Raw genomic sequence first — 14,420 nt, 5'->3', positions numbered from 1 at the left:
TTTTAGCCGTATTTTTTAAATAAATTATTAAAAAAATGACAAAGTTTGGCGAAATCATCAACATCGATATCCCCGTATTAATCGATTTTTACTTTGATTGGGATGATGCTGAAAACAGTGTAGAAACATTAAGAGATGTTGCTGCGGCTTTAGGAGATAAGGCAAAGGTTATTAAGATTGATATTAAAAAGAATGAAATTTTAGCTGATGCACTTAGAGTAAAAGGAAATCCTACTTTTATGATTTATAAAAAAGGGGAGATGATGTGGAGAAAGACAGGAGAGCAAGATGCAAATACTCTAATTGGTTTAGTTCAACAGTATGTTTAAGTTCTAAACGAATTTTGAAAATATATTATTAATAAAAAAGGTTGCCAATTGGCAACCTTTTTTATGTTGTTAACTTATGGAAGTTCATTTTGTAAAGCTTTTCTTTTTGCGAAATGTATTCATTGAAAATTGAATATAATTTTTGTTCGTAGTTTTCTAAACTCTTATGGTCATTAGCTAAATGTTTTTCAATAGAACGTGCGGCTTCTTTTGCCGTATATATTGCATTAGAAACTCCATGTGATGCAATTGGATCAAAAGCTAAAGCAGCATCTCCAATGCTGAGTATATTGTTATGTGTTATTTTTTCTGGAATCGATGAATTTGCCTGTCGTCCATATACTTTAAAGCTTCCTTGTTTTGGGAGACAATGTTTTAAAACATCAGTTTTGTATAATAAGTTTTCCCATTCTTTATATTGCTTGAATAGAGAAATTTGTTTGTTTTCTTTTGAAGTATAAAGCGATATAATTCTTGTTGTTTCATTAAGGTCTGAAACTGTTCCCCAAGAATCTTTCGAAAATACTTCAGTTAAAAATCCATATTTTAAATTAGGTCCTGTTTTTGGAACATAACATAGAAATGCTAAAGTATCATCGTATGATATTTCTTTAATCTTTGCTTGTTTTAATAGATGTCTTTTTCTACCCGTGGCATCGATTAATAATGATGTATGAATGTTTAAACTTTTATTCTCATTATTCTTTACGAATATGTTACCGCTTGATTCAGTTTTAGAGTCAATATGAACTTCATTAATTTCAATGATTTGATTGCATCGTTCTTTTAAAGATTGAATAACCTTTTTCTTGTCAATTTTTAATCCATATCCGAATTTATTCTTTAAAAAGAAAGATTCATCAATAATATTTGAACCAACCCATTTTGATTGGTATCCATATGTTTTCTTAGCCTGTGATGCAAACAAATTCAGTAGTCCAATCTCATATAATAATTCCAAAGTACTAGGAGGCAAAGTCTCGGCTAGCGGTAAGTTTTGTTGATTGTTACTTTTTGATAGCAGTATGCTGTTAATTCCTTTTCGTTGCAATACATAATGTAAAATGAGTCCTGAAACTCCGTTTCCTACAATTAGTGCATCGGTATGTAATGTCTCAGGACTCATATTTCTATTTTATAACTAAGTAAAATTCTGAAGAAGATTCATATCCTCCACATTTATCAATATAATTTACTTCAATGGTTACAAAAGAATTAACTACGTTTTGTAGATTAGAAGTTATATCTATAGGTGCTTGAGGTGTTATTTTACCACTACAATTATTACTGAAATCGTGTTTGAAAACTGATTCACCATTTACTTTCATTTCGAAAACATCATCAACAAAAACTTCTCCTGTACCTTCTAAGTTAGAAGCTAGTACGATAGTAGCATTATCAGGTATCCAAACCATTTCTCTAGTGTTTGTATAAAAAGTACTAGGAGGACTTAATGTTACAGGTTTTCCAGGTACAGCTTTTCCTAAAAATATAGAAGTTTTATTTTTTACGTTTTTACTTTCAGCGGCAACATATACTAACTCTGGTATACCATTAACGTTAGATTTTCTTCCTGCTACAACTCCTACATTCTTCCATTTGTATACCATGTTTATTAAACCATTCATATATCCTCCTTCAGCATGATATCCTACATATCCAGTGTCTGTTGTCATTAACCAAGGAAGTCTGTTCGCATAAACGTATTGAATAGTTTCCGACTTTAATTCAGTATTTCTCATGGCTACTAAACTTTCTTCAGTTAATACATCAACTGGTAAGTTTGCTGCCCACCAAGCTGGAATTGGGTATTGACTATCTAAAAACACTTTTTGACAACTTCCTGCATCGGATTGCCAAGGAATCCCCATCCATTTGGTTAAATCTCCTGGTGTACTTTTCCATAACCAACTTTTAGCATCTCCATCATTCATAGAGGCTTTTACATCATCTGAATTCATTTGAAATCCAAAATCATTATAAAAGATCTTTTCTTTTTCCTCCTTTGAAGCAGCTGCAACTCGAATTTCTCGTAATCCAAAGAATGAATTTCCAGGAGTAATATCAGCGTAAGCTAACGAGTTTTCAGCATACATTTGAGCATGTCGCATCGGCCAAGTTAATTCGACTCCAGGATGAAATCCACCTCCATAAAGAGTTTCCAATACAGCTCTTGTCATCAATAAAGCAGATTTAGCTGGGTCTTGTGCAGCTTCTAGATATTGATTTTGATAATGTTTTCCTAATTCATCCATATTAGTAAAATCACCTTCTAACGAGCTGAAATTACCATCTTTCCATTTTTTCAGTTCATGATATAAAACTGGAGGTATAGCAAACCATTGTGCAGGACTACCTGGATAATTAATCCCATCTCCTGGATAAAAAGGATATTTTAGTTCCTGTGTACCGCTACCAATATTAGTGATGTCGGTTTTACTTTTACTTGGAATTATAGGTTCGTTAGTATAGTTGTATAAAGGATCTCTAAATAAGTTAAAGATTTTATTTCTTACTGGTTGTGCCGCTTTGGAATTACTATATAGAGCTTTGAATTCTTCTGGTGTTAGTTCATCTATCGTTTCTCTGAAAGAAGGAGCTAAGAAGTCACTTAAATTCACCCATTGCATCCTGTATAAACGATATAATACTGGGAATATTAAACTAAAATCTGTGGTAAAATCTTCACTTGCTATACCACAAATAAGATCATACATTGTAGATAAAGGTTGAATTTGCGGAGCATAATCTGGTGGAGCAGTAGCAACCCACGCAGCTGAGTCAGCATCATTCAATTCATACGTATTTCCATTCATTGTGACTTTAGCTGTGATTTTTCCATCACATATATCATCGTACCAATTGGAGTTGTCGGCAAAATCTGTGTTTAAATCAGATGGGATTAAAGCAGCAGAGATTCCGTCTCCGGGATAAAATATAAGGCTTCCTTCATCATATTCAACTGCACCTAAATTTACATCTCTAGCATCTAAATTCATGGCAGCTGCAATCTTACTGTCAGTTTCACCTTTTAACGGAAATGGAAATTTACCACCTAATTTTACAGGCGAGGTATTTGTTGAGTTAATTGTGGTTGGACTAGGACTATTTACTAATTCTTGTCTATAATCATAATCCTTATTGTTGATTAATTGTTCGTTTAAAACATTTGGATTTCTTCTTGATGTACTAATACCTGGAGCAATGTTTTTTGTGAAAAAATTAGGACTCAAATTGTGATTATCAGTATTTACTGATAAATCCAAACTATTATTAAAATCGTACCAGAATGGTTTTTTATTCGCTACTTCTACCGTCCATTGAATATCACAAGAAGATGGATCAATTTTACGAATAGGTTTACCATTATCATCACACTCATAAATATAAAATCGTTGAGCCTGCTTTTTTAATGCGCCATCATTGGTGTGAAATTCTAAGTTTTCTTCATATAAGTTTGCCCATGGAACTTCTGGTGTAAACACAACATCTTTTTTGTTTGTTGGACCATTTCCTAGTCTTGCAATTCCTATTGAAGGATATATACGTAGTTTCATTTTAATTTGGTTTAAGGTTACAACCAAATTTACCATCGGTTATGTTCTGTTTTTGGAAAAATGTAACAAGGCTTTAAAAATGAGTTATAAGAATGGTGATTCTAAGCATGAATGTTTTCTTGAATTATTTAGAGTGAAAAATACTAGAGAATAAAAAAGGCTGCCAATTGGCAGCCTTAACTTATTTATGGTTTAACGGAATCTATCGCTTGTTGTCGTTTAGTTTCCATTGAGTCTAACATTTGAAGTTGTTGAAGTTGTTCTTCAATACCATTATCACCCATGAATAGACGTTCTATCTCAAGATATTCTGATAAGGCGTTCTTTCCATAAGTTTCATCATCATCAAACCTTAATACTTGATTTAAAACTAAAGTACGGTACATATATAAATTAGTTTCAATATCATCCTTAGCATATTGGAAATCTTCAACACTATAAGTATAGTAATGATCTAAATATTGTTTGAAAATTGTAGCTAATGTTTCAAAGGTTTGTCTTGCTTTATCTTTATCTCCAATTCTATAGTATAATTCAGGATATCCTAAAGAAATACTGAAATGATCAAAATCTTCAATTGGCATTTTATGTAAAGAAAGGTCGAGAACTTCTTTAGCTGTTGCAGTATCACCTTTAATTAAGAACTCTTCTGATAAACGCATTAAGTTATTTCGAAGTGAAATGGCATTTCGTTTAGCTTGTTCATCTAAATATATTTCACCATTATTGATTGTTTTCCAATCCCATTTTTTAATGTTTTCATACATTTTTTCTGGGTCGATTCTTCCCATATCAAACATAGATCTGTCTGCTATAGGAGTTTTAATAGGAACCAATTTAAAAGCCATTCCATCTAACTGTAAATAATCCTTTAACCAAATGTATTCTTCCGAAGCATTTGCACCACCAGTAAAATATATTGGTCTAGTCCAGTCAAAATTATCAAGAATGTCTAACATTAATATTCTATTCTTTGTGATTACATCATCAATTTGAATATCAATATAGTCAACCATTTTATCTGCATCCTTAGCAGCAACGATTCCATACTTTAAAGCATTAGCTTTATTTACAGGAATTCTAATTTTATTAGTTGGATAAATCTTTTCTTTTACACCACTTTCAGTTTCGTAATAAGTTGCATCATTACTACTTGCAATCCATTTCATGAAAGTGCTTAAAGAAATTACCGAATCTTTTAATTGTGGGTGTGGCATGTGATATGCTACATCTAAGGTTCCATATTTATATTGGTGATGTTGAAGTTTAGATGGAATTGGATCTGCATCATATGTTTTCTTCTTCATCTGATCGATATACCAATCTGTAGCAAATAAACTCGTGTTTACAATTTTAATATCTCTTCGAACACCTTCAATTTGTTGCATATACCAAAGAGGGAAAGTATCATTATCTCCAATGGTAAATAAAATAGCATTTGGATCGCAACTTTCTAAATAAGTTTGAGCATTTAATTGAGCTAAGTATCGATCTCCTCTGTCATGGTCGTCCCAGTTTTGGAATCCCATTAAAGCTGGTACAGCCAACAAAGAGAATATGGAAACTCCTAATGCAACCATTTTCTTATCCATAAATCCTTTTAGACTATCATATAAAGCTAATACTCCGAAACCTACCCAGATGGCAAATACGTAGAATGATCCAACAACTGCATAATCTCGCTCTCTTGGTTCAAAAGGTTTGGGGTTGGTATAGAAGATAATTGCAAAACCAGTAAAAGCAAAGAATAAGGCCAATGTATACCAGTTATTTTTATCTTCTTTAATATGATACAGTAATCCAAGAATACCTAAAATAAGAGGTAAAAAGAAGTAAGTGTTTCTTCCTTTATTGTTTTTTAAATTGTCAGGAAGTTTTTCTTGCGAACCTAATCTAGCTTCATCTATAACCTTAATACCGCTTAACCAATTTCCATTATTATCTAAATGACCTTGAATATCATTTTGTCTTCCAACAAAGTTCCACATAAAGTATCTTCCGTACATGTAACCAAATTGGAAATTCATCATGAATTTTATGTTTTCAAAGAAAGTCGGTCTACGAGTACTTCTTTGTGGAATACCAGCAATTTGTTTATAATACTGCTGAGATCCAGGATCAACCATTCTTGGAATGAATCCTTTATGTTTATCTGACCATTTTGGTAATACATTCTTGTAGTTATTTACAATTTCGTATTTACCATTAATCTTCTCATATTTAGGCTTATCATCTCTGTAAGCATAAACTGTATTTCCGTAATCGTCGGTAGTAGTTTCTTGCTCTTTTTTGTAGGCGAATGAATAATACTTATCATAAAAAACATTAGCATCTCCATATTGCTCTCTATTATAATATGCTAATAATTCACGAGCACTTGAAGGATTATTTTCATTAATAATTGTATCTGCATTCGCTCTAATTGGTAACATTAACCAAGTAGAAAATCCAATCATGATAAATAATAACGAAAGAATTATGGTATTTGTAAAAACCAATTTCTTGTCTCTGGTGTATTTTAATCCAAAATAGAATAAAGCTACTAAAACAATTCCGGCGATTATAGTCCCAGAATTATATGGTAATCCGATAGAGTTGATAAAGAAAAGCTCCGATACACTAAAGAACTTTAATGTAAACGGGAATAAGAATTTAAATACAAAAGCTAAAACAAATATTGAAACTAATGTTGCAATCGCTGTTGTTTTTAATGTGATCTCCTTGTATGTCTTGAAGAAGTAGATCAAAACGATAGAAGGGATTACTAATAATGAAAGTATATGAACACCAAAAGAAAGTCCAACAACAAAACTAATTAGAATAAGCCATCTATGTCCTCTAGGTGTATTGATTTCACTTTCCCATTTTAAACCAAGCCAAAATAGTAGTGCCATTAAAAACGATGACATCGCATAAACCTCACCTTCTACTGCGCTAAACCAAAAACTATCTGAAAATGTATATGCTAAGGATCCTACTAATCCACTTCCCAGTACAGCAATTTGTTCTCCAATTGAAAAAACTCCATTTCTACTAGCTACTTTTTCTGCCAAATTAGTAATAGTCCAAAACATAAATAAGATAGTAAAAGCACTAGCTAATCCAGACATGAAATTCACCATATAGGCCCAATTACTTGGGTCATTAGTAAACATAGCAAAAAACGCTCCCAGCATTTGGAATAAAGGTGCACCTGGAGGGTGACCAACTTCTAAATTAACAGCGGTTGAAATATATTCTCCACAATCCCAAGAACTAACTGTAGGTTCTAAGGTTAAAGTATACGTGATTAATGCAATACCAAATGAAACCCATCCTAAAATAATGTTCCATTTTTTGTAGCTAAAGTCTTTCATAATAGAGTTAAAAAATCAATGCGAATGTACTATAATTTATTATTAATATAGTAGATATATTATTTTTTACGAGCACAAACAAAAGTACACTATAACTTATTTGCTGATAGTTTTTACATTCTAAAGTAATGTTAAAACTAAAAAAAGTAATTTTTTTTGTTCGTAATTTGGAAATTGTTGTATATTCGCGACCGCATTTGCAATTGGCCTATGGTGTAATGGTAACACACCGGTTTTTGGTACCGATATTCAAGGTTCGAGTCCTTGTAGGCCAACGTTGAAAGCTTCAGTAGTATTGCTGAAGCTTTTTTTATTTTTCATATTTAGTGTTAGTGCTCACTTTTTTTTATTTAAGCAACACTTAGCTACCATTCGGCTGTATTTGCGATTTTTTAAAAAGCTTGAATGTAATTTAGAGGTATAAAATTTATCATTATGAAAAAATTATTACTTCTTATCGTTTTTATATCGCAATTGGCAATTGCTCAGAACTACCAATATTTAGGAACTTATTCTTCTAATGGAACTCCAGATTATCTTGAAAATCCTGGTGATAATGTTTCAGTTGAAACTTTACAAATGATTAGTGATGCACTTCCAGAGTCGTATCCAGTACCAGATTATAATCCTCAATATATTACAGCAGGTTACGATACTAATGTTGAGTTAGTTCAAGCAGCTGATGTGTTTGTTACGTTTATTTCTGAAGGAGCGGGATACAGAAATGTTTTAGGTTTTTACACTTATGATTTAGATAATCCACCAACATCAGCTCCAGCTGAAGAAGATATTACTATAATTTTCCCTAATGCTTCTGCTTTAGGTAGTGGAGGAGGATTACAAGTTGGTGATAAGGTTAAGATTGGAAGTTTTCCTGCAAATACAGGAATTGGATGGGTGTTAATGGCAAATGCTTGGAGTTCTTCTCAACAAAAAGTAGGATGGGGGCATTGGACTGTTTTTTCTGATCCTGATTTTAATCCAGAATCAAATCCAGAATTAAGACATCATAATGTATTATTAGCAGATCCTGAAAATGAAAGAGTAATTCTAGGTTTTGAAGATATTCGTAGAGATTATAATAGTTGTGATAACGATTTTAATGATGCAGTTTTTTACATCACGGCTTCTCCATATGAAGCAATGAGAACGACTAATGTAGCAGACGTTTCTTCAAGAAGTAATGTGACTTCATCTTATGATGGAGGATTAGAAAGTAATGGTAAGTTAGCAGAGTTAATAGCGAAAAGAAATTTAAAGAGAAGTAAAAACAAAACATATAAGAACTTGCAGAAGTTCCAAGAGAGATTCGATAAGAGTTCAATGCAAAATAAGAGTAGTAATTCAATCATGGGTTATTTACCTGAAACTGGAATGTATGGTATTGAAACAGCATCGATTTCTAGTCCTGATGACTTATTAGGAATTACAAACGCTTTAGAAGTTTTTGCAGCGGATTATTATAATGGTAGTGACAGAGTTTCAGCAATTTTAGCAACTAGAACAGAAGGAGCGGTATATGATCATTCAAAAGCAATTTGTGATCGTTTGAATAGTTCAACAATTGAAGATATTAGAACCATAATTACAAGAGGCCATAAAATGGTAAGTTCTAAAATTAAAAGAGCTAATGGTTTAGTAGAATACACTGTAGGTTTTTCAATTAAAATTGGTGATGCTCAAAATGAATTACATAGTTATTGGAACATTGAGCAATATCCAGAAGGAAACTATTTTAATTTCCAAGTTTGGGGAAGCACATATTCTCAAGTATTCTCTAATGTAAATTACATATTAGATACGTTTACAAATGAAAAAGCTTTAGTAAGTGATGGAACTAACACAGAAATCCCTTCGGTTTTTGTGAGTTCAGGAACGTATTCAAACGGAAAATTATATCTTAATGTAATTAATAAAAATGAATCTGAAGAGGTTCTTTTCAATGGAAATATTCAAGCTACTGAAGTTTCGGATATGGTTAATTATACGGAAAGTTTAGAATTAACAGGAGAGTGGAATCAAATGTTAGTAATTGATACAGGAGTATTATTTGATGTTGGTTTTTCATTATCAACAACTACTTCAAGTGCAACAGACGGATTGTATTTAGCGGACGGGCCATGGGGTTTAGATTACTTAAGCGAACATGCTTCAATTTCAAGTTTTGAAGTTTCGAATGATGATATTTTTGACGAAGAAGGTGTACATGAAGTGAATCGTAATATTTCAGTATACGGAGAAGTTTTCGGAACAATGAATGTATTTAGACATGTATTACCGGGAGATCAAACATTAGATGTAGCGGCGTATAACTTTGCAGCTTTTGAAATGAGAACGTCTCATGATATAGAAGTGGTTTTAATGACTGAAGGTTTAGATAATTGGAATAATAGAATGAGATATGTAATTCCAGCAAATGAAGATCTAACTGAACATCAAATTGCGTTTAGTGATTTTGTAGACGGAAATGGAAATAGTTCTGAAATTAACGATGTGAAAACAATTGTATTTTCTGTAATCGGAGATTATGTGAATACTGAAGATTTTCAATTAGAAATTAATAACGTTGCATTTAGAGCTAGTAATTCAGTATTGTCTGTTGATGATTTTAGTGTAGATGGTGGTGATAGAGTTTCAAATTACCCAAACCCTTTTAGAGGACAAACAACAATTAGATTACCTCAAGAATCAGATAAAGTTACTTTAATGGTTTATGATATCTTAGGAAGAGCAATTTTTAATGGAGACTTAGAAACAAAGAGTAACAACAGAAAAGAAGTGTTATTTAATTTAGAATCAGATAAGAAAGGAATATTTAAGTATATGATAATTGATAGTGGAGGTTTAGCATATAAAGGTACACTAGTATCCGAGTAATGATTTTTTCAAAAAAAAATAACGTTTTAATTTTTTAAGACGTTATTTTGTGTTATATTTGCACCCACAAAATTGGCCTATGGTGTAATGGTAACACACCGGTTTTTGGTACCGATATTCAAGGTTCGAGTCCTTGTAGGCCAACAGAAGCTTCTAACATTGTTAGAAGCTTTTTTGTTTTATATATCTTTCTCCGTTATCAAAATGATTGTTTTTTGCCTCTAAAATTGTAGTTTTCTTAATGAGTTAACATTTTAAATCGCTCATTAACAAAATTTTAACTATATTTACCGAACAGCATCTCCCCGAAGAAATAATTTTTAATTCTTTATCCCTAGTAATATGAGAAAAATTATTCTTTCAATTGCACTGTTGTTTTTTGTACAATTTTCATTCTCTCAAACGAAAGAAGATTATAATAATGTTTTGGGTTCTATAGTCAAGGCTTTTAATGCGAAAAGTACAGATCAAATTTTCGATTTATTTACTGCAGATCTACAAGCAGTTTTAACAAAACAAAAACTTAGTAAAATAATAGAGGATACTCATTCTGAAAAAGGAGCAATGGGTAATTCTGAATTGATTTTAGAAGAGGAGTCCGGAAATAGTTATTTAACTGAATTCGAAAATGCTTCTATGTTAGTTGTTCTAAAGTTGTCTCCCGAAGGTAAAATTTCAAACTTCAGTATTCAGGAATATTAGTCTTCCTAAAACAAACAATTATTAATACTAACTTAATTTAAACAGTTATGAATAAAACTACGTTATTCAAAATATTTGCACTAACATGTACAGTATTGTTATTTGCAAAACCAATGAATATTAATGGTCAGTCTAAATATGGAATGTTGACTTTTAATAAAGCCGTTAATATTTCAGGAAAACAAAGAATGTTAACGCAAAAACTCGCTAAAACATATTTGTATTTATTGGGAAATCCTACAGATGCAAAAGCAAAGCGAGATTTATTAACTACTAAGATCATATTTGAAAAACAGAATAAAATTTTAGGAGCTAACTCTCAGTCTCAATTAACAAAGAACTTGATTTCTAAAGTGAATAAAACTTGGGGTAAGTTTAAGTCTTTGATTGAAGGTGTGCCGAATTTGAAAAACGCTAAAGAAGTGATAGCTACAAATTCTATTTTACTAAAAGAAACGAACGATGTTGTTGAAGCAGTAATTTTAGAGTCTAAAAATGCTAATAATGCCAGCTCAGACGATAGTTTGTCTGAAGAGGATGTTGAGTTGAAACAGACGATTAATAGGGCAGGTAAACAAAGAATGTTGAGTCAGAGATTGGCTTTATATTACTTTGCTAATAGTGGTAGTTTAAAAGACAAGAATAATGAAGCGCGTCTTAGAGGTGTGTATTCGAATATTGATGATGCGATTACCGATTTACTGATATCAAATTTCAATAATGCAAAAGTTGAAGAAGTTCTTGGTGCTGCAATGGCAAAATGGGAATTGGTAAGGAATAATGAAGAAAAGTTGTTTAAGAATGGTTTTACTCCAAAGGAAATGTACAAGCTTAGTAATGATTTAACTAAGGCTTTTAATAAAGTTACCATCTCCTATGAGAAGGTTAAACTTTAAATTATTGAGTCTGATTTATATGATTTACTATTCATTAAAACTTTTCTGGTATGAAAAAATATATAGTTGGAATAATCCTAATGGCGTTGTGTTCAAATTATTTGGATGCTCAAGAGTTCAATGTAGGGTTAGATATTAGGCCGCGATTAGAGTATTCACACGGTTTTGGTAATTTAATTCCAGAAGGTGTTGATCCAGGATTATTTGTTCAACAAAGATCTCGACTGAACTTAGGATATGCAATCGAAAATTTCTCAACTTTTTTTAGTGTACAAGATGTAAGTGTTTGGGGAGATACTCCTCAAATAAGTCCAAATGATGGGAATAATAGTTTTTCGTTAGCTCAAGCTTGGGTTAGATTTAATTTCAATAAAAATTGGATGATTAAAGTTGGAAGACAAGTTTTGTCTTATGATGACCAAAGGATTTTTGGAGGATTGGATTGGGCAATGCAAGGACGATTTCATGATGCAGCTTTGGTTAATTACAAGCAAAATGGATTTCAATTGGATTTTGGTTTGTCTTTCAATCAAAACGGTGTAAGTAGACAAGGAACTCTTTTTGACCCTAATAATGCTGGAGATGCGCGAGCTGTTTTTGATTATAAATCCATGATTTATGTTTGGGCCAATAAAAAGTGGAAATCTTTTTCAGGTAGTTTTCTTTTCGCTAATAATTCCTATCAAAATTTGGCTGGTCAAACACCTGTAGAAGGAGTGGTTAATCGTCAAACCTTTGGTGTTCATTTGGTTTCTAAGCCTAACAATTCATTTAAAATATTGGCAAATCTTTATGCGCAAACAGGTGAGTTTTTCGATAATGTTGATCTGTCTGCTTATAATGCAATGCTTGAGTTAAATTATAAACCTAACAAAACTTTGTTCGGTTTAGGTTTCGAGATTTTAAGTGGAGATGACAATGGGGCTACCGATGGGGAAATAAGTTCTTTCTTTCCAATATTTGGAACTAATCATAAGTTTAATGGGTTTATGGATTATTTCTATGTTGGAAATCATGCAAACTCAGTTGGTTTGAAAGATATGTATGCGAAAGCTGTTTTTAAAACGGGTACAAAGTCTAGTCTTCTTGGTAAAATTCATTATTTCATGTCTGATAAAGATATTGGAGCAGAGAATTATTTAGGAACAGAAGTAGATGTGGTTTTTACTCAAAAGGTAATGTCATTTGCTACGCTAAAAATAGGTTATTCCCATTTGTTTGCAAGTGATGCAATGGAGGTTTTAAAAGGAGTTTCGAATCCATCCAGTACCCAAAATTGGGGATGGGCAATGTTGATTGTTAAGCCTACTTTGTTTCAAAAGAAAAACAACGATAATAAGATATAGTGAACCGTAAGTTTTACTTTTTTTTAATCCTTCTAAAGCCTCTAAATAATATTAAGAGGCTTTGTTTTTATCAGAACAGTTCGTTTTTGGTTCTAATGATAGCTTTTAGGTGGTAGTTTATAATTTTTTGTCTTCCCTCTTTTGTGTTGAGTATGTTTTTGAATTCATCTAAGTTGTCCATGAAGAAACTCTCGGTCAAAATTGCTGGCATTTTGGTGTTTGTTAAAACATAGAATCGTCTTTCTTTGTCTAAATCACCATCGCTAAAATCAGTTCTTAATTTTCGGTCAGGAAACTCGTTTTTAAACTCATTTCCAAAAATTGTAGCAATTTTATCACTTTTAGTATCTCCTGGTGAGGTAAATATTTCACTTCCGTGTCCACCTCCCGCATTAGAATGTATGCTCAAATAGAAGCAAGAATTCTTTGGGTATTTGTTAGCTCTTTTTACTCGTGTTTCTAGTGTAACGTCTCTATATTCTGGAGCAAGATTCACATACGAGATGTTTAATTTGGTGAGTTCTTCAATGATTCCGTTCACAATAGCCCTATTGAATTCACCTTCATAAATTATTCCATCATCACCCCAATCTTTTCTTTTTCCTTTGGTTTGATATTCCCCATTTATAAGACCTCCATGTCCATTATCAAGTAATACAATCATAGTGTTTAATTTTTAATCCTATAAAATTACAAGGTTAATCTTACAGCTAAAAGGGTGAAAAGCATTTTTTTCTGTAGGTTCATTTCTCTTTTTTTATTGGTTTGAATATCATTCTTATAAGGCTATAACGTTTGTTTTATATAGAATTAGTTATTATATTTGCACCGAATTTCTCAAATAAGATGTATGAAGGGGACGCAAGTCCCCTCTTTTTATACCTAAAATGAATCAAGATAAAGTAAGAGCATTATTACAAGAAGCTTTGGATGAAAATCCATCACTATTTTTAATCGATTTAAAGTTTCTTGCAAATAGCAAAATCAAAGTAATTGTAGATGGAGATTCAGGTGTTCCGTTAAATGAAATTATTAGAATCAGTAGGAACATAGAGCATAACTTAGATAGGGAAGAAGAAGATTTTTCTTTAGAAGTTACCTCTCCAGATATATCAGAGTCGTTAAAGGTTAAGCGTCAGTATAACAAGAATTTGAATAGAACGTTGAAAGTGAAAACTAGCGACAATGAATTCGAAGGAAAGTTAATAGAAGTTAAAGAAGATAGCATAGTGCTAACTTGGAAAGCAAGAGAACCAAAACCAATTGGTAAAGGAAAACATACGGTAGAAAAAGTTGAAGAAATACCGATGGATATTATAACAGAAGCAAAAGTGAAGATCATATTTTAATAATACAG

At 31.9% G+C, this 14,420-nt stretch carries 10 protein-coding genes and 2 tRNA genes; 8 read left to right on the top strand and 4 right to left on the bottom strand.

From position 1 onward, the window contains the following. Positions 1 to 35: 35 nt before the first annotated feature. Positions 36 to 329 carry a thioredoxin family protein gene (locus ABNT61_RS08740; RefSeq protein ID WP_100923649.1) on the top strand — a complete coding sequence of 98 codons (294 nt, stop codon included), beginning with the start codon at positions 36 to 38 and terminating at the stop codon, positions 327 to 329. A 61-nt stretch (positions 330 to 390) separates the two neighbouring features. Here ABNT61_RS08740 and ABNT61_RS08735 read toward each other — a convergent pair whose 3' ends face one another. The 3 genes from ABNT61_RS08735 to ABNT61_RS08725 form a co-directional block, all read right to left on the bottom strand. Continuing rightward, complete coding sequence (locus ABNT61_RS08735; protein ID WP_348745627.1) at positions 391 to 1,455, bottom strand: NAD(P)/FAD-dependent oxidoreductase; 1,065 nt, start codon at positions 1,453 to 1,455, stop codon at positions 391 to 393. Between the two features lie 4 nt (positions 1,456 to 1,459). After that, entirely contained in the window at positions 1,460 to 3,886 is a 2,427-nt protein-coding gene (locus ABNT61_RS08730; protein ID WP_348745626.1) for a LodA/GoxA family CTQ-dependent oxidase, read from the bottom strand. 185 nt (positions 3,887 to 4,071) lie between these two features. Continuing rightward, entirely contained in the window at positions 4,072 to 7,242 is a 3,171-nt protein-coding gene (locus tag ABNT61_RS08725) for a DUF2723 domain-containing protein (RefSeq protein WP_348723756.1), read from the bottom strand. 204 nt (positions 7,243 to 7,446) lie between these two features. Between ABNT61_RS08725 and ABNT61_RS08720 the strand changes: the two genes are divergently transcribed. The 6 genes from ABNT61_RS08720 to ABNT61_RS08695 all read left to right on the top strand — a co-directional run bounded on the left by ABNT61_RS08720 (position 7,447) and on the right by ABNT61_RS08695 (position 13,063). Continuing rightward, positions 7,447 to 7,517: transfer RNA gene (locus ABNT61_RS08720), tRNA-Gln, on the top strand. Positions 7,518 to 7,677: 160 nt separating this feature from the next. Further along, positions 7,678 to 10,119, top strand: a complete 2,442-nt coding sequence (locus ABNT61_RS08715; protein WP_348745625.1) for a DUF4114 domain-containing protein — start codon at positions 7,678 to 7,680, stop codon at positions 10,117 to 10,119. 73 nt (positions 10,120 to 10,192) lie between these two features. Next, a tRNA-Gln gene (locus ABNT61_RS08710) sits at positions 10,193 to 10,263 on the top strand. 198 nt (positions 10,264 to 10,461) lie between these two features. After that, positions 10,462 to 10,821, top strand: coding sequence for a hypothetical protein (locus ABNT61_RS08705; RefSeq protein WP_348745624.1), 360 nt, complete (start codon positions 10,462 to 10,464; stop codon positions 10,819 to 10,821). Between the two features lie 47 nt (positions 10,822 to 10,868). Beyond that, a complete protein-coding gene (locus ABNT61_RS08700; protein WP_348745623.1) occupies positions 10,869 to 11,717 on the top strand; it encodes a type IV pili methyl-accepting chemotaxis transducer N-terminal domain-containing protein in 849 nt (282 codons plus the stop codon). A gap of 50 nt (positions 11,718 to 11,767) precedes the next feature. Beyond that, positions 11,768 to 13,063 (top strand): alginate export family protein, encoded by a 1,296-nt coding sequence (locus ABNT61_RS08695; RefSeq protein ID WP_348745622.1) that lies wholly within the window; start codon positions 11,768 to 11,770, stop codon positions 13,061 to 13,063. Between the two features lie 70 nt (positions 13,064 to 13,133). On the opposite strand, the gene ABNT61_RS08690 is transcribed toward ABNT61_RS08695, so the two are convergent. After that, entirely contained in the window at positions 13,134 to 13,727 is a 594-nt protein-coding gene (locus ABNT61_RS08690; protein WP_348723747.1) for an N-acetylmuramoyl-L-alanine amidase, read from the bottom strand. A gap of 223 nt (positions 13,728 to 13,950) precedes the next feature. Between ABNT61_RS08690 and rimP the strand changes: the two genes are divergently transcribed. After that, positions 13,951 to 14,412 (top strand): ribosome assembly cofactor RimP, encoded by a 462-nt coding sequence (gene rimP / locus ABNT61_RS08685; protein WP_348745621.1) that lies wholly within the window; start codon positions 13,951 to 13,953, stop codon positions 14,410 to 14,412. Positions 14,413 to 14,420 lie beyond the last annotated feature (8 nt).

Source organism: Tenacibaculum sp. 190524A05c, assembly GCF_964036595.1.
Taxonomy (GTDB): Bacteria; Bacteroidota; Bacteroidia; order Flavobacteriales; family Flavobacteriaceae; genus Polaribacter; species Polaribacter platacis.
Note: the sequence above shows the minus strand (reverse complement) of the source record. Positions and strands in the feature narration are given on the sequence as shown.